The organism is Micromonospora sp. NPDC049662 (assembly GCF_040675055.1).
In the GTDB taxonomy this organism is placed as follows: Bacteria; Actinomycetota; Actinomycetes; order Mycobacteriales; family Micromonosporaceae; genus Micromonospora.
The window spans coordinates 113260-138551 of the sequence record NZ_JBFAOC010000002.1 but is presented as its reverse complement, the minus strand read 5'-3'; the positions used below and the strand labels follow the sequence as shown (position 1 = coordinate 138551).

The window sequence follows — 25292 nt, the reverse complement described above, 5'->3', positions numbered from 1 at the left end:
CGCGACGGCCGGTCAGGCCGCGACGGCCGCCCGGACGTCGTCGTCGGCCTCGCGCAGCCGTGCCGCGGCCTCCTCGGCGGTGCAGTGCGCGAGCAGCAGCACGATGGCCGTCTTGGCGTGGCCGTGCGCCGCGGCCAGCGCCTCCGCGGCCGTGTCGAGATCGGTGTCGGCGGCCTCGGCGACGATGCGACGCGCCCGGTCGACGAGCTTGGCGTTGGTGGCGTTCATGTCCACCATCAGGTTGCCGTAGACCTTGCCGAGCCGGGCCATCGTGGCGGTCGAGAGCATGTTGCAGACGAGCTTCTCGGCGGTGCCGGCCTTGAGCCGGGTCGAGCCGGTGAGCACCTCGGGGCCGGTGGGCACCTCGATGGCGACGTCGGCGTGCCGGCTGATCACCGCGTCGGTGTTGCAGGCGACGGAGACGGTGCTCGCCCCCCGCGCGCGGGCGTGCGCCAACCCACCCACCACATACGGGGTACGACCGCTGGCCGCGAGCCCCACCACCGTGTCGCGGTCGCTGACGCCGATCGCGTCGAGATCGGCGACGGCACGGTCCGGGTCGTCCTCCGCGCCCTCGACGGCGACGCCGAACGCGCCCGCCCCGCCGGCGAGCAGACCGACGACCCGCTCGGGCGACGTACCGAAGGTCGGTGGGCACTCGACGGCGTCGAGCATGCCGATCCGGCCGCTGGTGCCGGCGCCCAGGTAGATCAACCGACCGCCTCGGCGCAGCGAGGCCACGACGACGTCGACGGCGGCCGCGATGTCCGGCACGGCCCGGCGGACGGCGTCCGCGACCGTGTGGTCCTCGTCGTTCATGGCGAGGAGCATCTCGGTGGGCGACATGCGGTCGAGGTCGGTGGTGTTGTCGTTGCGGGTCTCGGTGCCGAGGGTGCTGAGGTCCACGGGGTGTTCGTTCCTCTCGCTGGTGACTCAGTCGCCGACCGGGCGAGTGCTCCCTGACCAGTTCGGCGACGCGCGCCAGATCGTTGAGAATCCGCCGGCAACGCACCGTTTGGGCCTCGCGTCCGCCCCGTATCGGCAGGCTGAGACCACAGCGTAACCAGACCGGACGGGCACTGGCAAAAAGTTTCGGGTTAGTGTGGGCCAACGTCACTTATTGACAACCCCGCTGGTTGGGAGTGAACCGTGCGTCAACTCGACCTTGTCGTGATCGTGCTGTACCTCGTGGTGATCGCCGCCGTCGGACTACGCCTGTCCGGTAAACAGAAGTCGTCCAAGGACTACTTCGTGGGCGAGGGAAAACTGCCCTGGTGGACCGTCTCGTTCTCCGTGGTCGCCACCGAGACAAGCGTTCTGACGGTGATCAGCGTGCCCGGCGGCGCGTACAGCAGTCAGGGCTTCGGCAACGTCGAACTGGCCCTCGGCTACGTGATCGGCCGCGTGATCGTGGCCGCGGTGCTCATCCCGCTCTACAAGCGGGGTGGCTTCGTCAGCGCCTACCAGTACCTCGGTGAGCGGTTCGGCCTGAAACTCCAGGGCCTGGCGTCGATCACCTTCGTCTTCACCCGCCTGCTCGCCGAGGGCGTACGACTGTTCGCCTCGGCCATCCCGATCAAGCTGCTCCTCGACGAGTTCGGGCTGAACGTCGGCTACCAGGCGATCATCATCGTGCTGACACTGATCACGGTGGTCTACACCTACCTCGGTGGCATCAAGGCGGTCATCTGGACCGACGCCATCCAGATGGGCCTCTACCTCGGCGGGGCGATCCTGGCCGTCGCGGTGCTCAGCCACGCCATCGGGTTCGACGGCTACTCGCAGGCGTTGGACGCCGGCAAGTTCCAGCTCTTCGACACCAACTTCGACCTCGCGCACGTGCTCACCAGCCCGTTCGCGCTGCCGACCGCGATCATCGGTGGCGCCATCTTCGCGATGGCCAGCCACGGGTCGGACCAGCTCATCGTCCAGCGCATCCTGTCGACCCGCACGCTGCGCGAGGGCCAGTTGGCGATGGTCTCCTCGGGCATCTTCGTGGTCATCCAGTTCGCGGCGTTCTCGCTGGTCGGCGCGCTGCTCTGGTCGTACAACAAGGGCCAGACCTTCAAGGAGCTGGGCCTGAACAGCACCGACAACCTGTACCCGAACTTCATCCTGCACGCCCTGCCGGTGGGCATCTCGGGCCTGCTGGTCGCCGGCATCCTCGGCGCGGCGATGGGGTCGCTGTCGTCGGCGCTGAACTCGATGTCGAACTCCACGGTCGCCGACTTCATCCACAGCTTCTTCAAGAAGGTCCCGTCGGACGACGCCATGCTCCGGCTCGCCCGGGTGATGACCCTGGTCTGGGCGGTGCTGATGGCGATCTTCGCCTGCGCGTTCAGCTCCAGCACCGGAAACGTCTACCTGACCGGTCTGACCATCGCCGGCTACACCTACGGAGCGCTGCTCGGCGCGTTCCTGCTCGGCCGCCTCGTGAAGCGGGCCAACCAGGTCGACGCGGTGATCGCGTTCCTCGTCACGATCGCGGTGATGACGTACATCGTCCGCTACGTCAAGATCGATGTGACGACGGCCGGCACCACCACCGCGACCGCCATCGCCGCACAGTGGCTGGTGCCGATCGGCGTCCTGATCACCCTGGCCGTCGGCGTGGTGTCGAGCTGGTTCCACCCGGCCCCGACGCCGTACGACCACAGCCGCGTCGACGATGACGACGAGACGACGGCGGCACCCGTGGGCCGGGCATGAAGGAGACCGCCATGCGCGTGATCGGCCTGATGTCCGGCACCTCGTACGACGGCATCGAAGCCGCCGCCGCGGAGTTCGAGCTGACCGGCGACACCCTGCGGATGCGCCCGCTGGGCCGGCTCAGCCACCCGTACCCGGACGAGCTGCGGGCCCGGATCGCCGCCGCCCTGCCACCCGCGCCGACCACCACCGAGGCGATCTGCGTGCTGGACACCGGCATCGGCCAGGCGTTCGCCGCAGCCGGCACGCGAGCCCTCGCCGAGCTGTGCGAGGGGCGGGCCGACCTGGTCGTCTCACACGGCCAGACCATGCACCACTGGGTCGAGGACGGCACGGTCCGGGGCACCCTGCAACTGGGTCAGCCGGCCTGGATCGCCGAGGCCACCGGACTTCCGGTCGTGGCCGATCTGCGCAGCCGCGACGTCGCGGCCGGCGGCCAGGGCGCACCGCTCGTCGCCCTCTTCGACACGCTGCTGCTGCGCGGTCTGCCGGGCATCCCGGCCGCCCTCAACCTGGGCGGGATCGCCAACATCACGGTCGTCGCAGCGGACGCCGACCCTCTCGCGTTCGACACCGGACCGGCCAACGCGCTTCTCGACGCCGCCGTACGCCACTTCAGCGGCGGCGTCGAGGAGTACGACCGGGACGGGCGCGGGGCAGCCGCCGGGCAGGTGAGCCCGGCGCTGCTGCGGCGGCTGCTCGACGAGCCGTACTACCGGCTGCCCAGCCCGAAGAGCACCGGCAAGGAGCTGTTCCACCTGCCGTACCTGCTCGCCGCCCTGGCCGACGTGCCCACCCCGGATTCGCGGGACGTGCTGGCCACGCTCACCCGGCTGACGGCGGTCACGGTGGCCGACGCCTGCCGCGCGCACGGCGTCACCCGGCTCGTGGTCTCCGGCGGCGGGGCGCACAACCCGACGCTGATGGGCCTGCTCGTCGACGAGCTGCCGGGCGTCGACCTGACGTCCAGCGACGAGGTGGGTGTCCCGTCGGACGCCAAGGAGGCGCTGGCGTTCGCGCTGCTGGGCTACCTGACCGTGCACGGGCTGCCGGGCACCCTGCCCTCGGGCACCGGCGCGCGGCACGCCTCGGTGCTCGGCAGCATCACCCCCGGCCGCGAGCCGCTGCGGCTGCCCGCGCCGGGCGGCACCGCCCCGACCAGGCTGCTGATCGTCGCGTCCGACTGACCGCCCCGCACGGGAGGATCCGCCCATGAGCACCGTCGTACCCGCGCCGACCGCCGCCGGCGTCCGCGCCCGCGAGGTCGCCGACCTGCTGCGCTCCCGCCTCGACGATCCGAGCCGGGCCAGCGCCGAGCTGCCCCGGCGGCTCGCGGCGGCGCACGACGCCTCGCCGTACCTGTTCGAGCCGCAGGCGGTGGTCCGCGCCGCCTCGGCGGCCGAGGTGGGCGCGCTGATGGCCGGCGCCCGCGAGGCCGGGGTGCCGCTGACCCTGCGCGGCGGCGGCACCAGCCTCGCCGGGCAGGCCGGCGGCGCGGGGGTCCTGGTCGACGTGCGCACCGACTGGCGCGACGCGGAGGTGCTCGACGACGGGCGGCGCATCCGACTCCAGCCGGGGCTGACGATCCGGCAGGCCAACGCCCGGCTGGCCCGCTACGGCCGTCGGCTCGGCCCGGACCCGGCCAGCGAGGCCGCCTGCACGGTGGGCGGCATGGTGGCCAACAACTCCAGCGGGATGACCTGCGGCACCACCGACAACGCGTACCGCACGATGGAGTCGCTGCGTTTCGTGCTGCCGTCCGGCACGGTCGTCGACTCCGCCGCCCGCGACGCCGACGAGCGGCTGCGGGCCGCCGAACCCGAGCTGCACGCCGGGCTGCTGCGGCTGCGCGACCGGGTGCGGTCCGACCCCGGCTCGCGGGCCACCGTCGAGCGGCTGTTCGCGATGAAGAACACCATGGGGTACGGACTGAACTCGCTGCTCGACCACCGCAGCCCGGTCGACATGCTCGCCCACTTGATGATCGGCAGCGAGGGCACCCTCGGCTTCGTGGCCGAGGCCGTCTTCCGCACCGTCGAGATCCACCCCCATGCCGCCACCGGGCTGCTCATCCTGCCCGGTCTCACCGACGCCACCGACGCGCTGCCCGCCCTGCTCGCCGCCGGCGCGCGTACCGCCGAGCTGCTGGACGCGGCCGCGTTGCGGGTCAGCCAGCGCGACCCCGGCGCGAGCGCGACCCTGCGCGGGCTGACCGTCACCGGTCACGCGGCGCTGCTGGTGGAGTTCGCCGAGGACAGCGCGGAGCACCTGGCCGCGACGCTCGCCGACGCCCGGCGAGTGCTCGACCGGCTGCCGGCCGTCACCGGCACCGAGCTGACCCGTGACCGGCGCGAGCGGGCCCAGCTCTGGCACCTGCGCAAGGGCCTCTACACGGCGGTCGCCGGGGCCCGACCACCCGGCACCACGGCCCTGCTGGAGGACATCGCGGTGCCGATGCCCCGCCTGACCGGCACCTGCGACGGCCTGATCGAGCTGTTCGAGCGGCACGGGTACGCCGACGCGGTGATCTTCGGACACGCGCGCGACGGCAACCTGCACTTCATGCTCACGCAGTCCTTCGACACGCCGGCCGAGATCGACCGCTACGCGCGGTTCACCGACGACATGGTCGACCTCGTGCTCGCCGAGGGCGGCACCCTCAAGGCCGAGCACGGCACCGGCCGGGCCATGGCGCCCTTCGTCCGCCGGCAGTACGGCGACGAGCTGTACGACGTCATGCGCGAACTCAAGCGGCTGTGCGACCCGAGCGGCCTGCTCAACCCGGGCGTGCTGCTCAACGACGACCCGAGCGTGCACCTGCGGCAGCTCAAGGCCGTCCCGACGGTCGACGAGGAGTTGGACGCCTGCGTGGAGTGCGGCTACTGCGAGCCGGTCTGCCCCACCGCCGACGTCACCACCACGCCCCGGCAGCGCATCGTGCTGCAACGGCAGATCGCCCTCGCCACCGCCGCCGGTGACGAGGAGCGCCGCCGGGAGTTGACCGACGACTACGCGTACGCGGCGGTGGACACCTGCGCCGCCGACAGCCTCTGCGTCACCGCCTGCCCGGTCGGCATCGACACCGGAGCCGCGATGAAGCGGCTGCGCGCCGAGCGGCACAGCCCCCGCGCGCAGCGCACCGCAGCCGGTGTGGCGCGGCACTGGAAGGCCGCCGTGACCGGTGTCCGGGTCGGGCTGAACGCCGCGCACGTCACCCCGACGCCGGTGGTCCGCGCCGCTACCGGGGTGATCCGGTCCCTCGGTGGCACCGAACTCGTACCACAGTGGAGCGACGACATCCCCCGGGCCGGCGCGTCCCGTCCGACGCCGCGCAGCGCGCCGGACGCCCAGGCGGTGTTCTTCGCGGCCTGCATCGGCAGCGTCTTCGCGGCCCAGGACGGTCCGTCCGGCGGCTCGGCGGCGGCGTTCCTGCGCCTGTGTGACCTGGCCGGGGTGCCGGTGGTCGTACCGGCCGGCACGGCGGGTCTGTGCTGCGGGACGCCCTGGCAGTCCAAGGGCTACCCGGCCGGGCACCGCGAGATGGCCGAGCGCACCCTGGCCGTGCTCTGGGCCGCCAGCGACCACGGCCGGCTGCCCGTCGTGTGCGACGCGTCGTCCTGCACCCACGGTCTCGCCCAGTTGACCGCCGCGCTCGCCGAGGAAGACCGGGCGCGGTACGCCGGGCTGCGCTTCGTCGACAGCGTCACCTTCACCGCGCGGCACCTGCTGCCGGCGCTGCCCGAGGCCCGGCGACTCGGTTCGCTCGCGCTGCACCCCACCTGCTCCACAGTGCACCTCGACGGCGTCGACGACCTGCACACGGTGGCTCGGGCCGTCGCCGACACGGTGACCGTGCCGGACAGTTGGGGCTGCTGCGCCTTCGCGGGTGACCGGGGACTGCTGCACCCCGAGGTCACCGCCGGCGCGACCGCGGCCCAGGCCGCCGAGGTCAACGAGCGCCCGCACGACGCGTACGCCTCCTGCAACCGCACCTGCGAGATGGGCATGAGTCGGGCCACCGGACAGCCGTACCGGCACGTGCTGGAGGTGCTCGCCGAGGCGGTCGAGCCGCCGGCCTAGCCGCCGGCCGTCGGCGTTCGGGCGGTGTGCGCGCGGCGCAGCAGCGCGGCGGCGAGCAGACCACCAGCCAGTACCGCAGCGGCGCCGACCAGTTGCCCGGTCTCCAGCGCGGAGGCGAAGGCGCTGGTCACGGCCGCCCGCTGCGGTCCCTCCCCCGCGGCGGCGAGCGCCGCCGGGAACGAGTCCGCGCCGGCCAGCGCGGCGGGCAGCAGCGCCGCGAACCGAGCGTTCAGGACCGCGCCGAGTACGGCGATGCCGAGGCTGCTGCCGACCTCGGTCATGGTCCCGTCCACTCCGGCGCCGGCGCCGGCCTTCTCGGCCGGGATCGCGCTCATCACCGCCTCCACGATCGCCGGGTTGGCCAGCGCGCAGCCGACGCCCATGACGAGCAGGCCAGCGAGCAGCACCCCGTACCCGTCGTCCGACCGGAGGGTCACCGCCGCGAGGCCGGCCGCGAGCAGGGTCATGCCGACGGCGATGGCGGCGGCCAGCCCGAGACGACGGATCACGGCGGCCGCCACCCCGCTGACGTTGAGCAGCACGATGGACAGCGCGAAGGGGGCCATGCGCAGGCCCGCCTCCCAGGCCGGATAGCCACGGACGAACTGGAGGTGCTGGGTCAGCAGGAACAGCGCGCCGGTCGCCCCGAAGGTGACCAGGACGACCCCGGACACCGCGCCGACGAACTGCCGGTTCCGGAAGAAGTGCAGGTCCAGCATGGGGTGGGCGATCCGCCGCTCCCAGCGGACGAACCAGCCGAGCAGGAGTACGCCGGCACCCGCCGTACCGACCACCTCGGTCGAGGCCCAACCCCGCTCCGGCCCGGCGATGATCGCGAAGACGACCGCGGTCAGCCCCGCGGTGGAGAGCGTCGCGCCCCACCCGTCGAGCCGGCCCCCGGTCGTGCCACGGGACTCGGGAACGAGCGCCCGCCCGACGAGCAGGCAGACCAGCACGATGGGGACGTTCAGCAGGAAGATGGCACCCCACGGCAGGTGGGCCAGGATGGTGCCACCGATCGGCGGCCCGACCGCGAAGCCGAACGCGCTGGTGGCGGCCCAGATGCCGATGGCGCGGGAGCGTTCGGGCCCGTCGAAGACCTGCATCGCCACCGCGAGCGTCGACGTGACCAGCAGCGCCCCGCCGACGCCCATCCCCGCCCGTGCGGCGATCAACTGACCGCTGCTGCTCGCGAGGCCCGCCGCCAGCGAGCCGAGTCCGAACAGGACGAGCCCGGCGAGCAGCATCCGGCGTCGCCCGTACCGGTCCGCGGCCGCGCCGGCCGTGAGCAGCAGCCCCGACAGGGCCAGGGCGTACGCGTTGATCATCCACTGCGCGTCGGCGGTGCTGGCGCCCAGCTCGCTGGTGAGCACCGGCACCGCCACGGTCAGCACCGTGTTGTCCAGCACCACGACGAGCTGGGCGACGCAGAGCACGGCCAGGACGAGCCAGCGGTGTGGTGGTCGGGCCGACGCCGTGGGAGCGGCGACCGCCTGGGTGAGCGTCACACCGCCGCCCGTACGCCGGTCGACCCGCGCTCGGTCGCCGGGTCGGAGGCGGCGTGGGGTGTGCGCGGGAACCGACGCTGGTGCGCCAGACCGAGGGCGACCCCGGCGGCCACCAGCACGACGGCGGCGACCGCCACCGGCGGGTAGCCGACCCGGTCCGCGGCCGCCAGGCCCAGCGAGGAGGCGACGAACGAGCACACCAGGCCGAACGACGACAGGACGGTGAAATCGGTGCCACCGGTTCCCGGCCGCGAATAGTCCATGTTGACCGTGTAGAGCACGACGTTGGCGATCGTGTAGGCCACCATGAAGCAGCAGAGCGCGACGACGGTCCCGCCCAGCGGGGCACGGCCGTTCAGCAACGGCAGCAGCATCGTCGTCGACACCACGAGGGCCACCCCGCCGGCCACGAGCATCGGGCCGCGACCGAACCGGCCGACGCCAACCCCGGCGACCAGCCCGGCCACGATGGCCGGCGCGCTGGTCACCACACCGGTCACCACCCCGATCCGGCCCAACGACCATCCCGCGTCCACCAGGGCGGGCGTGACCAGCGCGTACGCCATGCCCGCGCCGACGTAGACCAGTGGCACGACGCCGAAGGTCCACCGCCGGCAGCCGGGCTGGCCGAACACCGACAGCAGCGCCCGGTAGGCGGTACCGACGCGGTCGACCCGATCGGTACGGGCCGGCTCGGCGAACCGCCACACCACCAGCAGCCCGACCGCGGTCATCGCGGCCAGCAGGCCGACCGCCGGCACCCAGCCGAACCGGTCGTAGACCAGTACGCAGGCGCCGCCGCCGAGCAGGTTGCCGAGGTAGCTCGCCGCCACCTGGATGCCGTTGCCGGTCCCCCGGTCCGCCTCGTGGAGCATCCGCACGGCGACGGCGTCCACGGCGATGTCCTGGGTGGCGGAGAAGAAGACGTACGCGGCGCAGATGGCGATGACCGGACCGAGCGCGTCGGCCGGACGGGGAAACGGCAGCAGGGCCAGCAGGACCAACACCAGGGCGCTCTGGAGGACGAGCAGCCAGGATCGGTAGTGGCCGTGCCGACGGGAGCCGTACCGGTCGAGGATCGGCGCCCAGAGGAACTTGGCGGGCCAGATCACGCCGACGACCTGGAGCAGCGCGAGGGTGTCCAGCGAGGTGCCGCCGTCGCGCAGGATGGCGGTCAGTCCGACGGTGATGAAGCCGATGCCGAGGTACTGCGTGACGTACAGCGCGGTGAGGGTGCCGAGCCGGCCTCTCACGGGGCTCTCCAGTAGCCGAGCGAGGTCAGCCGGTCCTTGTCCACGCCCAGCGTCCGGCGGATGTGCCGGGTGATGCCCCGGGTGGTGGCCGCCTCGCAGGCGACCCAGTAGTGGGCCGCGTCGTTGGCCGGCAGATCTGAGCGGACGGTGTCGACGAGGTGCTGGCCGCTGGCGTCCCGGGGCACCCAGGTGACGTCGTGGTGTGCCCGGGCGCGCGGCGCGAGGGCCTTCTCGCCCTCGTGGGCGTACTCGAGCCAGATCGTCGCCGGGATGTCGGCACCGGCGTCGAGCAGGCTGTTGACCGCCGGCAGGGAGGCCGCGTCGCCGACGAGGTAGAGGTGCTCCGGCGCGGGGTCGGGCAGTGCGAAGGCGCTGCCCTGCACGGTGGCGACGATGGTGTCGCCCACCCGCGCCGAGGTCGCCCAGCGGGCGGCGCAGCCGTCATGGATGGCGAATTCGAGGCTGAACCGGCCGGTGGCCGGGTCGGGGTCGACGAGCGTGTACGCCCGCTGGTGCGCCCGCCCGTCGTTGTCGAACCACAGTCGGACCCACATCGTGGGGTGGACGCCGCACGCCGCCAGCAGGCCGCCGTCGTCCAGGAGCAGCCGCTGGTAGTGCCCGTCCACCGACTCGGTGGCCCGCACCGTCAACTGAAAGTCCCGGCCTCCCATGGCCTTGAGGACCAGGGCTTCCCAGTTCCGCTTCACGCACCCTCCAGGTAAGGCGAACCTTTGTTAGGGCAGGCTAACCTACCTTCGCCGCAGGCGGAACGCGCGTCCCCCTCGCGCCATCCCAGCCCGCAGCAGCAAAGGAGCACGACATGACATACCAGGAGAAGATCACCGGCCTCGGCGAGCTCACGCTGACGCCCGTGGCGCCCGACCGGGACGCGGCGCTCCTGCACCGCTGGGTCACGCTGCCCCGGAACTCGTTCTGGGGCATGGGGACACACACCCTCGACCAGGTCCGCGAGATCTACACCTTCGTCGAAGGCCTGCCCACGCACCACGCGTACCTGATCCGCGTCGACGGGGAGCCGGTCGGCCTGTTCCAGACCTATCAGCCCGAGGCGGACCCGGTCGGCGAGCGGTACGCCGTACAGCCCGGCGACATCGGGATGCACCTGCTGCTCAGCCCGGCCCGGCACCTCGCCCGTGGTCTCACCGACGCGGTCGGTCCGGCCCTGGCGCGGTTCCTGTTCCGCGACCCGGCCGCGCGGCGGATCGTCGTCGAGCCGGACGTCCGCAACCACCTCGCGCTGCGCCGCCTGGAGATCGAGGGGTTCACCTTCGACGCCGAGATCGACATGCCGGACAAGCGCGCCCAGCTCGCGTTCCTCACCCGGTCCCGCTTCGAGGCCGACCACCCGGCCGGCTGACCACCGGATCAGCGATTCGCGCTGAGGAAGCCGATCAGCGTCGCGGCCCACCAGCCGAGCTGGGAGGTGAGGGCGGCGGCGACGCCGGGCAGCAGAGCGGACCAGCGTGGGCCGTCCTGGACCGCGACGAGTCGATCCCGTACCCGGCCGAGGAAGAGTCCGTTGAGGCCGACCACGAGCACCGCGACCAGCTTGACCCACACCAGCGCGGAGGACGTGTCCGGTCCCAACGCCGCGCCGCTGACCACCAGACCGACGAGGCCCAGCCAGATGAGCGGGTGAGCCGCCCGTGCCGCGTTCAGCACGGCGTCGAGCGGTTCGCGACGCAACAGCCAGCGCAGGCTGAACCAGTCCACCGTCAACACCGCGCCGAAGCCCACCACCAGGCAGGTCAGGTGGCAGAAGAGGGCGAGCATCCGCCCGCCCGGGGAGAGGGTGACGTGCGGCGCGGCGAGAATCGCGAGCAGCCACCCCAGGCCCACCAGCGCGCTCGCCCGGACCAGGGTGGCGTGACCCGTGGCACGGCGGTGCCCACCGCGCCAACCCGCCGTCGGTGTGGTCGCGGCACCCCGGCGGGGTGACCCTGCCCCACCGGTACGACCTCGCCGGACGCTGTCCGCGTACCCGGTCGTCGCGGCACGATGGGCAGCCCGCGACACCCGCGCCGGACCGCCGACGGTGTCGTACAGGTCAGTGGTCCCCATCGCCGGTCGAGCCGGGACGACCCGCCAGAGCGCTCAGCTCGGCGGCCCGCGTCGTCTGGATCCGGCCGGCGAGCGCCCGCACCTCCGGGCTGCCCCCGGCGTTCTGCTCGCCCCGGCACAGCACCACCGTCTGCTCAAGATGCGCCCGGAGCAGACCCACGGCCCGGGACGGCACCTCGGCGTCGGGGGCGGCGCGTAGCTCGGTGAGGCGGTCGTCCGTCACCATGCCGGGCATCTGGTGCCCCTCGTGGATGTTCTGTTCGGGGACGTTGCCGGCGGCCAGCAGACGCCGCAGCTCCGACGCCTCGGCCCGGTGCGCCGTCCGGATGTCACCGAGGATGGCGCGCAACGCGGGGTCGGTCGCCGACGGACGGGTGTCGAGGTGGTCGATCAGCGCGAGGACACCCTCGTCCATCGGGAGCAGCAGTTGGATGAAGGCGTCGTCGGTGCCGTTGAGCAGCACCGACGCGGCCGGCGCGGGAGCTGACGACGCGGGCGCGGCGGGTTGGTCCGGGCGGCTCGCGTTCCAGGTCAGGCCGACGGCCAACGTCGTCGCGGCCAGGGTCACGGCGACGCCGGCGATCCGCCAGGCGGGGGTCTTGAGCGCGGAACCGGTCATCAGCGCGCGGCCTGGAACGCGCGGCCGACAGCCGTCGCCTTGGAACCGTCGCTGAACAACCCGGACTTGTCCTTGTCGGTCGCGGGCAGGCCGAACCAGGCGTACCGCTGCACGTAGGAGAGCTGGCCGAGCATGCTGGTCGCCGCGGTGAGGAAGGCGGCCTGCTGCTCCTGACTGGGGAACACCTGACGCCCGCCGTCGTACCGGATCAGCGCGAACTCGGTCAGCCAGATCGGCTTCTTGTACCGCTGGTAGACGGCTTGCAGGTACTGCCGGAGCTGGTCCACGGCCGCGGCCGTCGTGAAGTCGCCCCCGTACCAGTGCAGGGCGATGAAGTCGACGCGGTGGCCCCGGGCGTCGGCGCCGGCCATGAACCTGCCCAGCCAACCCTGCGGATCCGCCCCGCCCCAGGCGACCGCCGGACTGCTCAGTTTGCTGCCGGTCGCCATCAGTTGCGGCCACAGGTCCAGTGCCTGGTCGACGGTCATGTTGGCCTGCTCGGGCAGGTCCGGCTCGTTGAAGCCGAGCAGGTAGGGCCCGGCCGCCCGGGCCCGGGCCAGCTCTCCGGCGTTGACGTTCTCCGCGCTGCGGATCATGGGAACGAACGCCGCGCCCTTGGGAGTGGTGATGCCGGGATGCTGGGTGCCCCAGGTGTAGTACCAACCGGCCTTCGAGTTGGCCAACGCCTGACTCGCGCCCGCGAAGTTCCACACCCCCACGCCCTTGCGCGCGGAGCTGACCGCCGGCACGACCGGCGCCTTCGAGGGCGACGGACGGACGCTCGGTGACGGCGCCTTGCTCGGCGAGGCGACGACGGTGGGCGAGGCGGGCGGCGCCGCCGCCCAGGAGGGCGTGGCCTGCGGCGCGGCGGCCGGATCAGCCGGCAGGAGCACCACCAACGCGGTGACCGCGGTGACCGCCACCGCCACCGAAGCCGCGAGGGACGGCAGCAGGCCACTTGGCGCGTGCGCCGCCAGGCCGGCGACGTTCGACGACGGCCCGACGGTCGGTGCGACGGCCATGGGCGCGGTCGCCTGCGGGAGGTGGGCGCTGAGGCCGGCCGGCAGCGGCAGCAGCGACATCCCCGCGAGCAGCCGGTCGATCGGCAGGAAGGCGGCGCCCAGGTGACCGCAGAACGCACAGTCCCGGACGTGTCGGCCCAACCGCTTGCGCCACAGCGGGCTCGGGTTGCCGTCCCACTCGGCCGTCACGGCGTGCAGGTCCGGGCACCCGGGTCGTTCGTGCAGCGCGCGGACGACCCCGCGAGCGCTCTGGATCTGCTCCTTCATCCGGTGGATGCGGACCGCGACGTGCCCCGGCGACAGATTCGCCGCCTCGGCGATCTCGGTACGCGTCAGCTCGCCGGTCTCCTCCAACCACCACAGCGACAGCAGTTCCTGGTCGTCCGGATCGAGCCACCGGGTGGCCTCGGCGACCTCACGTCGCTGGTCGGTGAGGCCGAGCCGGAGGATCGTCATCCCGGCGAAGTCGGAGGCGGGGTCGGGCACGTTGTGGATCGCGTCCAGCCCGGCGTCCCGGTTGAGGGCGAGGCGTCGGCGCTGGTCCCAGTCGCGTACCTGCCGGATGGTGATCGCCACCAGCCAGGACCGGTACGCCTCCGGGTCGTTGAGGGTGGGCAGGTGCCGGATCACCCGTACCAGAGTCTCCTGGACGACGTCGTCGACGTCGGCGTGACCGCGCAGCGCGCGCCCGACGATGTTGTAGACCAGCGGAAGCGAGGCCGCCACGAGGTCGTCGAGAGCGCGCCGGTCGCCCTGTCGCGCCGCGACGACCAACCCGGGATCGGCAACTGCCCGACCGGCTGACGACATGGGTTCCACTCCTTGTGCGCTCGGTCCGAACAGCGCCTGTGCGCGCTGACCGCCTCCTGATCGGAGACGAGCGGTGGCAGGTCAGATTACGGTTTTCTGCTCGGACCGGACACCGGCCGCGGCCGTCGGGCGTGAGCTGTCCGACTCACCCTGCCGGGTCCGGCCGACACCGTTACGGTCGAGGCTGCGGTAAGCGGGTGCGGTGCGCAAGGACGGGGACGGGACATGACGGTTCAGATCGATCTCGCCGGTAGGACCGCGCTGGTCACCGGCTCGACCCAGGGCATCGGCGCGGCCATCACGGTCGGGCTCGCCCGGGCGGGGGCGCGGGTGGCCGTGAACGGCCGTACCGCCGCCAGCGTGCGGCGCGCGGCGAAGGCGCTACGCGACGAGGTCCCCGGCGCGGAGGTCGTCGAGGTGGACGCGGACGTGTCGACCGACGAGGGTGCGGCTCGTACGCTCGACCTGCTGCCCAGCGTCGACATCCTGGTCAACAACCTCGGCATCTTCGGACCGACCGAGCCGTTGGAGATCTCGGACGACGAGTGGCGTCGCTACTTCGAGGTGAACGTGCTGGCCGGTGTCCGGCTGACCCGCGCCTACCTGCCGGCGATGATGGACCGCGGTTGGGGACGGGTGCAGTACATCGCCAGTGACTCGGCCGTCGTCATCCCCGCCGAAATGATCCACTACGGCGTCTCGAAGACCGCCCTGCTCGGCGTCTCGCGCGGGTTCGCGAAGGCCGCGGCCGGCACCGGCGTGACCGTCAACTCGGTGCTCGCCGGGCCGACCCACACCGGCGGCGTGGAGGACCTCGTCGCCGATCTGGTGGGCGACAGCCTCCCGTGGGATGAGGCCCAGCGGGAGTTCATGCGGCTGCACCGGCCGCAGTCGCTGCTCCAGCGGCTCATCGAGCCGGAGGAGATCGCCAACATGGTCACGTACCTCGCCTCTCCGCTCGCCTCGGCGACGACGGGCGCTGCGGTCCGGGTCGACGGCGGCTACGTCGACGCCATCGTGCCGTAACGCGGCTAGAGCTGGATGACGTGGCCCACCCGTGGGGGCGTACGACCGGCGAGGACGTCGAGCCAGGCGTCCCGCAGCGCCTCCGGACCGTGGCCGACCCGCACGTCGAGCCATCCGCTCACCTTCGGGACGAACCGCTGCCAGGCGTCGGTGAACCGCGCGTCGAGGCCGTCGCGCCCCCAGTCCCTACCGCGCTTGCGCATCTGCACGGGCGCGAAGAAGACCTCTCCGGCGGCGTCGGCGTTGGGCGTCTGGGTGGTGAGCCCGACGGCGATGTCCCGGACGAGCCGGTCGCCGAGGTGTTCGCGGAGCGCGGCCCGGGTCGCGGGCCCGCCGGACAGGTCGAGGTACGCGGTGTCGACCACGTCGAGGGTGTCGATCGCGTCGTACGGGACGACGTCGTCGTAGCAGCCCAGTGACCGCGTGAACGCGACGTTGCCGGGCGAGGTGAGCCCGATCAGGCGCGCGCCGCGGCCGTGCAGTTCGCACGCGGCGGCGTACGCCGTCTTGCTCGACGCCGACGACAGCACCAGCGACCGCGCGCCGTAGAAGTCGTTGTCGACGACCTGGTCGGCCAGCATGAAGGAGGTGAAGAAGAGCGGCCGGAACAGGATCAGCAGATCCTCCTGCTCGGCCTGGTAGGCCGGGTCGCCGTTGGTCGCCCGGTACGCGTTGTACGGCGAGGGCAGCTCGGCGCGGTGCGGGCTCGCGTCGCGGAACCCGGACGCGTCCACCCGGTCCGGCCGGACCACCAGGTGGGCGGCGGACGGTAGATAGCCGTAGACCCGTTGGCCCACCTCGACGTCGGCGACCGTCGACGCGACCACCTCGGCGAATCCCCACAGCGGGACGAGCCCCCACTGCGCGTCGAGCCCGCGCGGGCCGGGCGGGAAGAACTCCCAGTAGCGCATCGCCTCGCCCAGCACCGCGTAGGTCACGTTGTTGGCGGTGAGGCCGACGCGGTCGACGCGCAGCAGCGCCGCACCATCGGGCAACTCGGGCACGTCGTCGTCGGTGAGCGTGGTCCGGGAGAGATCGTCACGGGCCACGGCGAAGGTCCACGAGTCAGCCATGGTGTGACGCTAGACAGCCTCCGAACCCCAGACAAGTGCACTGGGAGTGCAAAATCCCACTCGGCGGTCAGGGGTGGGGCACGGTGACGTGACGCAGGTGCCCCAGCGGCACGTGCGGCGGTTGCCACTCCAGGATCAGGGCGGTGGCGTCGTCGTCGAGCTGCTCGTCCTGGTACGCGAGGACGGCACGCACCAGGCGGCGCATCGTCTCCGGGCTGGGCAGCCGGTCATTGAGGGCACGGTTGACGAAGTCGACGAGCCGGTCCAGCCCGAACCGCTCCCCGTCGGCGCTGCGCGCATCAGTGATGCCGTCGGTGTAGGCGAGGATGCGGTCGCCCGGGTGCAGCTCCTCCTCGTACACCTCGGGTCTGGCCGCCGTCAGGTGACCCAGGCCGAGCGGCAGCGCGGTCGGCCCCGGCAGCTCCCGGATGGCCTTGCCGGCGCGCAGCAGCATGGCGCCGGGGTGGCCCGCGTTGATCATTTTGAGTCGGCCGGTCCGCCGGTCCAGCTCGGCGAGCAGCGCGGTCGCGAAGTAGCTGGGGTGCTCGGAGCGCACCCACCGGTCGACACTGATCGCCGTGTCGACGAGGTCGAGGCCGGACCGGCGGGCGTTGCGGTACGCGCTGACCACCAGCGAGGCCAGGGTGCTCGCCTTGATGCCGTGCCCGCAGGTGTCGAAGAGTCCGACGCTGAGCACGTCGCCGTTGAGCGCGTAGTCGAAGATGTCCCCGCCGACGTCGTAGCACGGTTCGAGGATCGCGGTGATCACCAGTTCGTCGGTGGCAAAGGTCAGCGGCGGCAGCAGCCCCCACACGATCTCGGCAGCGACCTGCATCGGGAGGCGACGTCGCATCCGCTCGACGACATCGCCGTAGAGCCGGCGGTTCACCAGGACCTGGGAGACGTTGACCGCCAACTCCCAGGCGGGCCCGTCCAACGCCGGGTCACCAGCGGCCGGCGACACGACCTCCAGGACACCCAGCCGCTCGCAGCCGAGCAGCAGAGGCACCCAGAGTCGGTCCGGACTGTCCGCGGCTCGCTGCACGTCGAGGGTCGTGAACGCCCGTCCAGCCAGGGTCGTCTCGATCGTCAGCTCGTCCCGGGTCGGACCGGCGTCCGGCATGGGCACGAGGCAGGACTGGGTGTAGTCCGCCAGGTAGATCACGATCTCGGTGGCGCCGATCGCCGGGGCCACCCGAGCGACGAGGAGCGACAGCTCGTCGGGGCCACCCCGGGGTGCGTTGAGCTGTAGCCAACGCGCCGCGTCGCCAGCGTCGACCACGCTCCACCTCCCCCGTGTCCTGACCACCCTAGAAGCCCGGAAGCGAACTGCCAATGTGCGCCTGACCTCGCCCTACCTTGACCCACTCATACTTTCGGCTAGTAATGGCTGGCACTTTCGGGTAGCGTCGGGGCCGGCACGTGAACGACATGACGCGGTGGCGAGGCCCGGGTTGTGGACCCTCCTCGACAGCGCAGCCGTCCGTCCATGCGCTCCGGCGGCAGCCGGTTCGGATCTCTCTCCGGTCGACCTCGCTGATGGGCACCCGTGGAGAGGACCAGTTTCATGGTCACCACTGTGGAGCACACGACCGGCACCGGCACCACCCGTCGGAGCACCGCCAGCACCGAACAACTCATCGTCGAACTGGTCACCACCCCGGCCGACGATCCGCGCCGACCGGCCCTGCGGGACCGTGCCATCGAGGCGTGGATGCCGCTCGCCCGCCACCTGGCCCGCCGTTACTCCGGGCGCGGCGTGCCCGACGAGGACCTGACGCAGACCGCCATGGTCGGTCTCGTCAAGGCCGTCGACCACTTCGACGCCGCCCGCGGCGTCGACTTCAGTGGGTACGCCATCCCCACCATCGTCGGCGAGATCAAGCGATACTTCCGGGACCGCACCTGGGCCGTACGGGTCCCTCGCCGCCTCCAGGAACTCCGGCTGTCGATCAGCGCCGCCAACAGCACGTTGACGCACACCCTGGGCCGCTCGCCGACGGTCGCCGACATCGCCACCCACCTCGACGTCTCTGAGGAGGCCGTGCTGGAAGGGCTGGAGGGGGCCCGGGCGTACCGGACGACGTCCCTGTCCGCGCCCATGGGCGCCGACGGCACTTTGGAACTCGGCGACACCCTCGGGGTGGACGACCACGAACTGGACCTCGTCGACCTCCGCGTCGCCCTCGGCCCGGCGCTCGCCACGCTGCCCGAACGCGAGCGCCGGATCATCAGCCTGCGGTTCCACGGCAACCTGACCCAGGTCCAGATCGCCGAGCGGATCGGCGTCTCCCAGATGCACGTCTCCCGGCTGCTCACCCGGGCGCTGGTCAGCCTGCGCGGGCATCTCGGCGAGGAGGCCGGCTGAGCCGGCTCAGGGCTCCAGCACCACCTTGCCCGGCCGGGTGCGGGCCTCGGCGAAGGCCAGCGCCTCGGAGACCTCGGTCAGGGGGTAGCGGGCGGCGATCTGCGGCACGAGCACGCCCTGCCGGAGCAGGTCGAGCACGCTGCCGAGGTCGGCGCGCAGCCGCCGCCGGAACGCCGCGCCGCGCGTGCGGCTGCCGGCCCAGAAGTTGTAGAAGCCGACCCGGTGGCCGTTCGGCAGGGCGTTCCAGGTGTAGAGGCGGGCCAGCAGCTTCACGAAGACCCAGACGATCGACCGTGCGGCACCGTTGGCCGATGCGTTGCCGTAGACGACGAGCGTGCCACCGGGGGCGAGCAGTCGGTACGAGGTGCGTACGCCCGGTCCGGCCACCGGATCGAAGACGGCGTCGACACCGTCGGGAGACAACTGCCGGACACGTGCGGCCAGGTCCGGGGCGCGGTAGTCGAGCGGTTCGACGCCGAGCGCCCGCAGCGCCTCGTGGTGTCGCGGGGCCGCGGTACCGATGACCCGCAACCCGAGGTGGCGTCCGAGTTGGACGAGGACCGTCCCCACACCGCCGTTCGCGCCGTGCACGAGGATGGTCTGCCCGGACCGCAGCTGGGCACGGTCCAGCATCTGCCAGGCGGTCACCCCGTTCACGACGACGGTCTCGACCGCGGCCGGATCCAGGCCGGACGGTACGGGCGTGAGGTCGTGGACGTCCACGACGGCGTGCGTGGTCCAGGCGCCGGTCTTGGTGACCACCGCGACCCGGGTGCCGACCAGCGAGGCGTCACCTCCCGGTCCCACCGCGCGAACGGTGCCGACGAGGTCGTAGCCGGGTACGAACGGAAACGCCGGCTGACCGGGGTAGAGGTCCCGGCGCATGCTCTGCTCGGCGTACGAGATGCCGGTGGCCTCGACCTCAACGAGCGCCTGTCCGGCGGCCGGTACGGGCATGGAGCGTCGGTTGATCTGGAGCCCATCCGGCTCCACCACGCCGGGCAGCACCACTTCGGTGATCATCTCGCTGCTGGTCATCGCTACTCTCCTTTGGTTCGTGAGTGTTCACTCACTCACATGTCGGGTGGAAAAAGTGGGCCGCCGCAGCGGCCCGTGGTGGGACGTCGAAATCAGGGGTGCTGGATGCCGGCGGTCAGCGCCCGGGCCCACGGCTCGGGCACCTGCTCCAGGCCGACCGTCACGATCAGGTGGCAGAGCTGGCCGTACGCGAAGAACTGCTGCACCTGGGCATCGCCCGCGCCGGACCGGTTCTGCACGAAGGTGGCGACGCGCTTGTAGCCGGCCCGCACCGCCGCGGCGATCTCGGGGACGTCCGTGACGGCCTGCGCCTGCACCTGGAGCAGCAGGAGATCGCGGTCGAAGATCAACTCGGCGTAGGCGCGGCCCATCGCGTCCAGGATCTCGTCCGGGCCGGCGTCCCCGGCGCGCTCCGCGCCCATCTCCAGCGCCGCGACGATCCGCTCGAAGCACGCCTCGGCCGCCGCCACGAACAACCCGAGCTTTCCGGCGAAGAGCCGGAAGACGTACGCCTCGGAGATGCCGGCGGCGGCCGCGACCGCGGTGACCGGCGTGGCGTGGAAGCCGGTACGTGCGAAGGCCGACACGGCGGCGTTCAGAACGACGGCCCGACGGGCCTCGGCGGTGGATCGCATGTTTGTAAGTGTGCACTCACAAACAACGCCGCGTCAAGCCCCCGTCCCGGGCCGCGTCACGCTGAGGAAGACCTCGCCCTGCCGGTCGGGCGGAGACGAAGGAGAGTTGTCGTGCGCATAACCGCTACGACAACGGATAGAGGGACCACATGAGCGACAATCTTCCTGGCGGCGCACTGACTCCCGCCGACGGCCTCACCCTGAGCCGGATGGGCTACGGCGCGATGCAGCTCGCCGGCCCGCACGTCTTCGGCCCCCCGCGCGACCACGCGCAGGCTCTCGCCGTTCTCCGCGAGGCGGTCGACCGGGGCGTACGCCACATCGACACCAGCGACTTCTACGGTCCGGTGGTGGTCAACGAGCTGATCCGCGAGGCGCTGCATCCGTACCCCGAGGATCTGCACCTGGTCACCAAGGTCGGCGCGCGGCGCGGCGACGACGCCTCCTGGCTCCCCGCGCTCCGACCGGACGAGCTGAAGGCCCAGGTCCACGACAACCTCCGGCACCTCGGCCTGGACGTCCTCGACGTGGTCAACCTGCGGGTCGGCGTGGCCGAGGGCACCGGCGACGATCCCCTCTCCGAGCAGTTCGGCGCCTTGGCCGAGCTGCGACAGGAGGGCCTGATCCGACACCTGGGGCTCAGCAACGTCACGCTCGCCCAGCTCGACGAGGCCCAGGCCATCGCCCCGGTGGTCACCGTGCAGAACCTCTACAACCTCGCCAACCGACAGGACGACCCGCTCGTCGACCGGTGCGCGGCGGAGAACATCGCCTTCGCCGCGTTCTTCCCGCTCGGCGGGTTCACGCCGTTGCAGTCCGACACGCTCAACGCCGTGGCCGACCGGGTGGGCGCCTCAGCGCAGCAGGTCGCGCTGGCCTGGCTGCTGCAGCGCTCCCCCGCCATGGCGCTGATCCCCGGCACGTCGACGCTGGCGCACCTCCGGGAGAACCTCGCCGCGGCCGACCTGACGCTGCCGGCCGACGCGATCGAGGACCTCGACACGATCGGCGGCTGATCGCGGAACCGGGCGCTGACGCGTACCCCCGGCTCGTGCTTGCCGGGCGGCGGCCCGGCGCTGGCGGGGCTCGCGTCAGCGCTGGTGGGGGCGGTTGCGGATGAGGGTGAGCGCGAGGACGGCGGTGACGAGGAAGACGATGCCGGTGACCCGCAGACCGGCCTGGACTCCGGAGGTCATGGCCTCCGCGAGCGCCGACCGGACCGGTTCGGGCAGCGGCTGGTCGCCGGTCGCGCCGGCGGCGACCGCCGCCCGCACGGCGCTGCGGGTGGGTTCGCCCACCTGGTGGGCGGCGAGGCGGTCCGGCAGGTCGGCCGCCATCGTGGTGGTGAGCAGCGTGCCCAGCAGGGACGAGCCGAGCACCGAGCCGACCTGCCGGGAGGCGTTGACCGCGCCGGAGGCCATGCCGGCCTGGGCGGGAGCCACGCTGGCCAGCGCCGCCGCCGTCGCCGGCGCCACCACCAGACCGCTGGCCGCGCCGAACAGCACGAACAGCGCCCAGCGGTGGTCGAACGTCGTGGTCGGGCCCTGCGCCGCCAGCCCGAAGGCGGCCACCGCGCCGAGCACCAGGCCGAGGGTGAGCGGCGCCTTGAATCCGGTACGCCGGATGGCCCGCCCGGCGGCGAAGGCCACGAGGACGTACGCGCCGAAGAGCACCAGCATCCGCCAACCGGTGTCCAGCGGACTGAGCGCCTGGGCACGTTCGTGGAAGAGGACGAGCAGGATCGCCACACCGGTGAAGCCGAACAGCGACACCGCGGCGACGACCATGACGGCGCTGAACGACGCCGAACGGAACAGCCGTACGTCGAGCATCGGCGCGCTGGTGCGTAACTCGATCAGCACGAACGCGACAAGCGCGACGGCCGAGACGATCCAGGCGGTCGACACGACTCCGCTGGTGTAGCCGTCCCGTCCGCCCTGGATCATGGCGTAGACGGCGGCGGCGATGGCGACGGTGCCCAGCAGCAGTCCGGGCAGGTCGAGTCGGCCCGCGCTGGGCCGCGACTCGGCCACCCCGATCGCGGTGACGACAAGGGTGACCACGCCGAGCACGATCGTCGACACGTAGACGCTGTGCCAGGAGTGCTGACGCAGCAGCGCACCGGCGATGAGCGGGCCGATCGCCAGGCCGATGCCGGAGGCGGCCGACCAGGCGGTGATGACCTCGGTCCGGCGGTGCGGGTCGGTGAACGTCGCGCCGAGGATCGCCAGGCTGTTCGGCAGGATCAGGGCACCACCGAGGCCGGCGACCAACTGCCCGACGATCACCCAGGCCACGGTGGGCGCGCTGGCCACGGCGACGCCGCCGGCGATCATCGCGAGGATGCCGACGCCGAACATGCGCCGGCGTCCGTAGCGGTTACCCAGGGTGGCGGCGGACAGCACCAGGCTCGCCACAACCAGGGTGTAGGCGCTGGGGATCCAGATCACGGTGGTCGGGTCGACCTCGAGGTCGGCCTGGATCGTGGTCAGGGCGGAGACCGTGGCGGTGATCTGCAGGAACGTGATCATCGCGCCCAGGCACATGGCGATCAGCGTCACCGGGCGGGAACCGCGAACGGCGGCTCGGGTGCTGACGGCGGTTCCGCTCGGGACCGTGCTGCTGGTGGTCACTGGACGTCCTCGGGTCGGAGTTCACGCTGGCTTACATGTGAGCAAGTCAGGCGACTCCCAGTGAATCACCTGGCTAGCGTCAACGCAAGTCAGGTAAGCTGGATGACATGGAGGACCTACGGGACGACCGCGAATCCTGGTCGATGGAGAACTGCTCCGTCGCACGGGCGATGGACATCGTGGGCAGCCGCTCGACCATCCTGATCATGCGGGAGGCACTGCTCGGCACGCGACGGTTCGACGACTTCGTCCGCCGCGTCGGAGTCGGCGAGCCCGCCATGGCGGCCCGACTCAAGGAGATGGTCGCCGCCGGCCTCCTCGAACGAATCCCCTACCGGGAGCCGGGCCAGCGCACCCGCCACGAGTACCAACTCACCCGCAAGGGCCACGACCTGCTGCCCGTCATCACCGCGCTGCGCAACTGGGGCGACACCTGGAGCGCCGACGAGGCCGGCCCCGGCATCCGCGCCACCCACCACGACTGCGGCGAGCCGGTCCGCGCGGTGCTCCGCTGCGCCGCCGGACACGACGTCGAGGACGGCGAGATCGACATCACCGCGGGACCGGGCCTGATCCGCCGACAGTGACGCAGCCAGGCCTGCCGCCGCCGCTCGGGGCGGTCGGGGCGCTCCGGGCGCTCGGGGCGCTCGGGGCGCTCGGGGCGCTCCGGGCGCTCGGGGCGCTCGGGGCGCTCCGGGCGCTCGGGGCCACTTGGGGCGCTCGGGGCCGCTCGGGGCGGTCAGGCCGCTCGGCGCGGTCAGGCCGCTCGGCGCGGTCAGGCCGCTCGGCGCGGTCAGGGCCAGTCGGGGCGGTTCGGGACCACCGGCCCCGTCGGTGCGGCGGTCAGGCGGTCGGTGCGGCATTCAGGCGGTCTGTGCGGTCGGGCGGTCGGTGCGGCGTTCAGGCGGTCGATGCGGTCAGGCGGTCGGTGCGGTCAGGTTGTCGTTCGGTGTGGTCGGGGGCAATCAGGCAGCCGTTCGGTGCGGCCAGGGCGGTCGGGCACCGCGCACCGGACCGGGCACCGCGCACCGGGCACCGCGCACCGGGCACCAGGCACCAGGCACCAGGCACCAGGCACCGATCGATCTTGGTCGTAGAATTGTCGTACAGGTGTTCTATTCTCAAGTCATGCTGGAGGGGTTGACGCAGGCAGAGGCTGCGGTCGTGGCCTGCGCCGAAACGGCGGTTTGGGCCCTTCCCGCGGACGATCTCATCGCCGCCCTCGACGCCGCACACCGCACCGAGCAGCGCCTCGCCGCCGTCAAACTGGCCCTGATTCGAGAGTTGGACGGCAGGGGAACGGCGATCGCTCAAGGCGCGTCGTCCACGGCGATATGGCTGCGCGAACGCCTCCACCTCACCAACCCGACGGCCCGCCGCCTCGTCGACCTCGCCAGCACCCTCGACGCCGGCCACCCCGCGATACGACAGGCACTGGCCGACGCCGACATCACGCTCGACCAGGCTCGGGTCATCATCGACACCGTCACCGCCGTTCACGCTACCGCCGGCCCGGAAGCCGCCGACAAGGCCGTCACGGTGCTCGTCGACTGGGCCGGGCAATTCGAGCCCACCCTGCTGCGCAAACTCGGCACCCGCATCCTCGACCACGTCGCGCCCGAGACCGCCGACGCCACCGCCAAGGCCGCCCTCGACGCCGAAGCCCGGCGCGCCGCCCGCGAGCGCCACGTCAGTCTCTCCACCCTCACCGACGGCCGCCTCCGCCTCACCGGCACCCTCGACGCCGAAACCGCCGGCCTGCTCCGCGCCGCCATCGATCCACTGACCGCACCAACCGGCCTCGACGACACACGCAGTCCCGGCCAGCGCCGCCATGACGCGCTCGCCGACATCTGTCGACTCGCCCTGCGCACCGGGGAGCTGCCCACCAGGGGCGGCGACTCCGCTCAGCTCGTCGTCACCACCGCCTACGACACGCTGACCCGGCAGCTCAGCGGCGGCCTTCTCGACACCGGCCCCACGCTGACCCCGAATACAGTGCGCCGCCTCGCCTGCGACGCCGCCATCCTGCCCACCGTCCTCGACAGCGCCGGACAGGTCCTCGACGTCGGTCGACAACGTCGCCTGATCAACGGGCCGCTGCGCCGCGCGCTCGTCCTACGTGACCGTGGTTGCGCATTCCCCGGCTGCGACCGCCCACCCCGCTGGTGCGAAGCCCACCACATCAGACACTGGGCAAATGGCGGCGAGACCAGCCTCGACAATGCCGTCCTCCTCTGTGGCCACCACCACCGCCACATCCATCACGGCGACTGGCACGTCCGACTCGGCGGTGACGGCCACCCGGTGTTCGTCCCACCGGCGTGGCTCGATCCCGAACAAGTCCCACGCCGCAACCACTACCACCGACGCAGATAAGCCAACCCGTCCGACGAGCAAGACCTTCAGTAGGCGAACCATGCCCGCGACCAGGAG

General features: G+C 72.2%; 21 protein-coding genes. 9 read left to right on the top strand and 12 right to left on the bottom strand.

Annotated elements, in window-relative coordinates; all coding sequences use genetic code 11:
- Window positions 1–12: 12 nt before the first annotated feature.
- Window positions 13–906 (bottom strand): N-acetylmuramic acid 6-phosphate etherase, encoded by an 894-nt coding sequence (murQ, locus tag AB0J36_RS02455; RefSeq protein WP_357124201.1) that lies wholly within the window; start codon window positions 904–906, stop codon window positions 13–15.
- Window positions 907–1149: 243 nt separating this feature from the next.
- On the opposite strand from murQ, the gene AB0J36_RS02450 reads away from it, so the two are divergent.
- From AB0J36_RS02450 to AB0J36_RS02440, 3 genes are read left to right on the top strand one after another with little or no spacing between them, the layout of a single operon-like run.
- Window positions 1150–2709, top strand: a complete 1560-nt coding sequence (locus AB0J36_RS02450; RefSeq protein ID WP_357171935.1) for a sodium:solute symporter — start codon at window positions 1150–1152, stop codon at window positions 2707–2709.
- An 11-nt stretch (window positions 2710–2720) separates the two neighbouring features.
- A complete protein-coding gene (locus AB0J36_RS02445; protein WP_357396276.1) occupies window positions 2721–3896 on the top strand; it encodes an anhydro-N-acetylmuramic acid kinase in 1176 nt (391 codons plus the stop codon).
- Window positions 3897–3921: 25 nt separating this feature from the next.
- A complete protein-coding gene (locus AB0J36_RS02440; protein ID WP_363660047.1) occupies window positions 3922–6789 on the top strand; it encodes an FAD-binding and (Fe-S)-binding domain-containing protein in 2868 nt (955 codons plus the stop codon).
- Here AB0J36_RS02440 and AB0J36_RS02435 read toward each other — a convergent pair.
- Genes AB0J36_RS02435 through AB0J36_RS02425 form a run of 3 tightly spaced genes read right to left on the bottom strand, consistent with a single transcriptional unit; the run spans window position 6786 to window position 10257 of the window.
- Complete coding sequence (locus AB0J36_RS02435) at window positions 6786–8297, bottom strand: MFS transporter (RefSeq protein WP_357396282.1); 1512 nt, start codon at window positions 8295–8297, stop codon at window positions 6786–6788. The two genes, AB0J36_RS02440 and AB0J36_RS02435, sit on opposite strands and share 4 nt — an antisense overlap.
- Entirely contained in the window at window positions 8294–9550 is a 1257-nt protein-coding gene (locus AB0J36_RS02430) for an MFS transporter (RefSeq protein ID WP_357396284.1), read from the bottom strand. The genes AB0J36_RS02435 and AB0J36_RS02430 overlap by 4 nt, the downstream gene beginning before the upstream one ends.
- The gene (locus tag AB0J36_RS02425) at window positions 9547–10257 is read right to left on the bottom strand and encodes a siderophore-interacting protein (RefSeq protein WP_357396288.1); all 711 of its coding nucleotides are present in this window, start codon (window positions 10255–10257) and stop codon (window positions 9547–9549) included. The genes AB0J36_RS02430 and AB0J36_RS02425 overlap by 4 nt, the downstream gene beginning before the upstream one ends.
- A gap of 113 nt (window positions 10258–10370) precedes the next feature.
- Between AB0J36_RS02425 and AB0J36_RS02420 the strand changes: the two genes are divergently transcribed.
- The gene (locus tag AB0J36_RS02420) at window positions 10371–10928 is read left to right on the top strand and encodes a GNAT family N-acetyltransferase (RefSeq protein ID WP_357124180.1); all 558 of its coding nucleotides are present in this window, start codon (window positions 10371–10373) and stop codon (window positions 10926–10928) included.
- Between the two features lie 8 nt (window positions 10929–10936).
- On the opposite strand, the gene AB0J36_RS02415 is transcribed toward AB0J36_RS02420, so the two are convergent.
- Genes AB0J36_RS02415 through AB0J36_RS02405 form a run of 3 tightly spaced genes read right to left on the bottom strand, consistent with a single transcriptional unit; the run spans window position 10937 to window position 14083 of the window.
- Window positions 10937–11632 carry a hypothetical protein gene (locus tag AB0J36_RS02415; protein ID WP_357396291.1) on the bottom strand — a complete coding sequence of 232 codons (696 nt, stop codon included), beginning with the start codon at window positions 11630–11632 and terminating at the stop codon, window positions 10937–10939.
- On the bottom strand, window positions 11619–12251 hold the full coding sequence (locus tag AB0J36_RS02410) for a DUF305 domain-containing protein (RefSeq protein WP_357171942.1): 633 nt from the start codon (window positions 12249–12251) through the stop codon (window positions 11619–11621). Before AB0J36_RS02410 ends, AB0J36_RS02415 begins: the two co-directional genes overlap by 14 nt.
- On the bottom strand, window positions 12251–14083 hold the full coding sequence (locus AB0J36_RS02405) for a sigma-70 family RNA polymerase sigma factor (RefSeq protein ID WP_357171943.1): 1833 nt from the start codon (window positions 14081–14083) through the stop codon (window positions 12251–12253). The genes AB0J36_RS02410 and AB0J36_RS02405 overlap by 1 nt, the downstream gene beginning before the upstream one ends.
- Window positions 14084–14308: 225 nt before the next feature.
- On the opposite strand from AB0J36_RS02405, the gene AB0J36_RS02400 reads away from it, so the two are divergent.
- A complete protein-coding gene (locus AB0J36_RS02400; protein WP_357171944.1) occupies window positions 14309–15109 on the top strand; it encodes an SDR family oxidoreductase in 801 nt (266 codons plus the stop codon).
- A 5-nt stretch (window positions 15110–15114) separates the two neighbouring features.
- On the opposite strand, the gene AB0J36_RS02395 is transcribed toward AB0J36_RS02400, so the two are convergent.
- Both AB0J36_RS02395 and AB0J36_RS02390 read right to left on the bottom strand, forming a co-directional pair.
- A complete protein-coding gene (locus tag AB0J36_RS02395) occupies window positions 15115–16182 on the bottom strand; it encodes a DUF2855 family protein (protein ID WP_357171945.1) in 1068 nt (355 codons plus the stop codon).
- Window positions 16183–16249: 67 nt separating this feature from the next.
- Window positions 16250–17464 carry a PP2C family protein-serine/threonine phosphatase gene (locus tag AB0J36_RS02390; RefSeq protein WP_357396296.1) on the bottom strand — a complete coding sequence of 405 codons (1215 nt, stop codon included), beginning with the start codon at window positions 17462–17464 and terminating at the stop codon, window positions 16250–16252.
- A 285-nt stretch (window positions 17465–17749) separates the two neighbouring features.
- Between AB0J36_RS02390 and AB0J36_RS02385 the strand changes: the two genes are divergently transcribed.
- Window positions 17750–18550: an RNA polymerase sigma factor SigF gene (locus AB0J36_RS02385; RefSeq protein WP_357124158.1), complete on the top strand. Its 801-nt coding sequence runs from the start codon at window positions 17750–17752 to the stop codon at window positions 18548–18550.
- A 6-nt stretch (window positions 18551–18556) separates the two neighbouring features.
- Here AB0J36_RS02385 and AB0J36_RS02380 read toward each other — a convergent pair whose 3' ends face one another.
- On the bottom strand, window positions 18557–19588 hold the full coding sequence (locus AB0J36_RS02380) for a medium chain dehydrogenase/reductase family protein (RefSeq protein WP_357396299.1): 1032 nt from the start codon (window positions 19586–19588) through the stop codon (window positions 18557–18559).
- A gap of 92 nt (window positions 19589–19680) precedes the next feature.
- Window positions 19681–20223 carry a TetR/AcrR family transcriptional regulator gene (locus AB0J36_RS02375; RefSeq protein ID WP_363660046.1) on the bottom strand — a complete coding sequence of 181 codons (543 nt, stop codon included), beginning with the start codon at window positions 20221–20223 and terminating at the stop codon, window positions 19681–19683.
- Window positions 20224–20372: 149 nt separating this feature from the next.
- Here AB0J36_RS02375 and AB0J36_RS02370 point away from each other — a divergent pair, with 149 nt between their 5' ends.
- Window positions 20373–21239, top strand: coding sequence for an oxidoreductase (locus AB0J36_RS02370; protein ID WP_357124149.1), 867 nt, complete (start codon window positions 20373–20375; stop codon window positions 21237–21239).
- 75 nt (window positions 21240–21314) lie between these two features.
- Here AB0J36_RS02370 and AB0J36_RS02365 read toward each other — a convergent pair whose 3' ends face one another.
- Window positions 21315–22856 (bottom strand): MFS transporter, encoded by a 1542-nt coding sequence (locus tag AB0J36_RS02365; protein WP_357171948.1) that lies wholly within the window; start codon window positions 22854–22856, stop codon window positions 21315–21317.
- Between the two features lie 107 nt (window positions 22857–22963).
- On the opposite strand from AB0J36_RS02365, the gene AB0J36_RS02360 reads away from it, so the two are divergent.
- Together AB0J36_RS02360 and AB0J36_RS02355 are read left to right on the top strand one after the other, a co-directional pair.
- A complete protein-coding gene (locus AB0J36_RS02360; protein ID WP_357124143.1) occupies window positions 22964–23443 on the top strand; it encodes a helix-turn-helix domain-containing protein in 480 nt (159 codons plus the stop codon).
- 541 nt (window positions 23444–23984) lie between these two features.
- On the top strand, window positions 23985–25235 hold the full coding sequence (locus tag AB0J36_RS02355; protein ID WP_357172033.1) for a DUF222 domain-containing protein: 1251 nt from the start codon (window positions 23985–23987) through the stop codon (window positions 25233–25235).
- Window positions 25236–25292: the final 57 nt, after the last annotated feature.

Excerpts from the sequence above, each read along its gene's own strand:
- AB0J36_RS02395 (WP_357171945.1), bottom strand. The coding sequence starts at position 16,182 with ATGGCTGACTCGTGGACCTTCGCCGTGGCCCGTGACGATCTCTCCCGG.
- AB0J36_RS02415 (WP_357396291.1), bottom strand. The coding sequence starts at position 11,632 with ATGGGGACCACTGACCTGTACGACACCGTCGGCGGTCCGGCGCGGGTG.
- AB0J36_RS02405 (WP_357171943.1), bottom strand. The coding sequence starts at position 14,083 with ATGTCGTCAGCCGGTCGGGCAGTTGCCGATCCCGGGTTGGTCGTCGCG.
- AB0J36_RS02355 (WP_357172033.1), top strand. The coding sequence starts at position 23,985 with ATGCTGGAGGGGTTGACGCAGGCAGAGGCTGCGGTCGTGGCCTGCGCC.
- AB0J36_RS02445 (WP_357396276.1), top strand. The coding sequence starts at position 2,721 with ATGCGCGTGATCGGCCTGATGTCCGGCACCTCGTACGACGGCATCGAA.
- AB0J36_RS02385 (WP_357124158.1), top strand. The coding sequence starts at position 17,750 with ATGGTCACCACTGTGGAGCACACGACCGGCACCGGCACCACCCGTCGG.
- AB0J36_RS02410 (WP_357171942.1), bottom strand. The coding sequence starts at position 12,251 with ATGACCGGTTCCGCGCTCAAGACCCCCGCCTGGCGGATCGCCGGCGTC.
- AB0J36_RS02440 (WP_363660047.1), top strand. The coding sequence starts at position 3,922 with ATGAGCACCGTCGTACCCGCGCCGACCGCCGCCGGCGTCCGCGCCCGC.
- AB0J36_RS02380 (WP_357396299.1), bottom strand. The coding sequence starts at position 19,588 with ATGACCAGCAGCGAGATGATCACCGAAGTGGTGCTGCCCGGCGTGGTG.
- AB0J36_RS02400 (WP_357171944.1), top strand. The coding sequence starts at position 14,309 with ATGACGGTTCAGATCGATCTCGCCGGTAGGACCGCGCTGGTCACCGGC.
- AB0J36_RS02420 (WP_357124180.1), top strand. The coding sequence starts at position 10,371 with ATGACATACCAGGAGAAGATCACCGGCCTCGGCGAGCTCACGCTGACG.
- AB0J36_RS02370 (WP_357124149.1), top strand. The coding sequence starts at position 20,373 with ATGAGCGACAATCTTCCTGGCGGCGCACTGACTCCCGCCGACGGCCTC.
- AB0J36_RS02360 (WP_357124143.1), top strand. The coding sequence starts at position 22,964 with ATGGAGGACCTACGGGACGACCGCGAATCCTGGTCGATGGAGAACTGC.
- AB0J36_RS02375 (WP_363660046.1), bottom strand. The coding sequence starts at position 20,223 with ATGCGATCCACCGCCGAGGCCCGTCGGGCCGTCGTTCTGAACGCCGCC.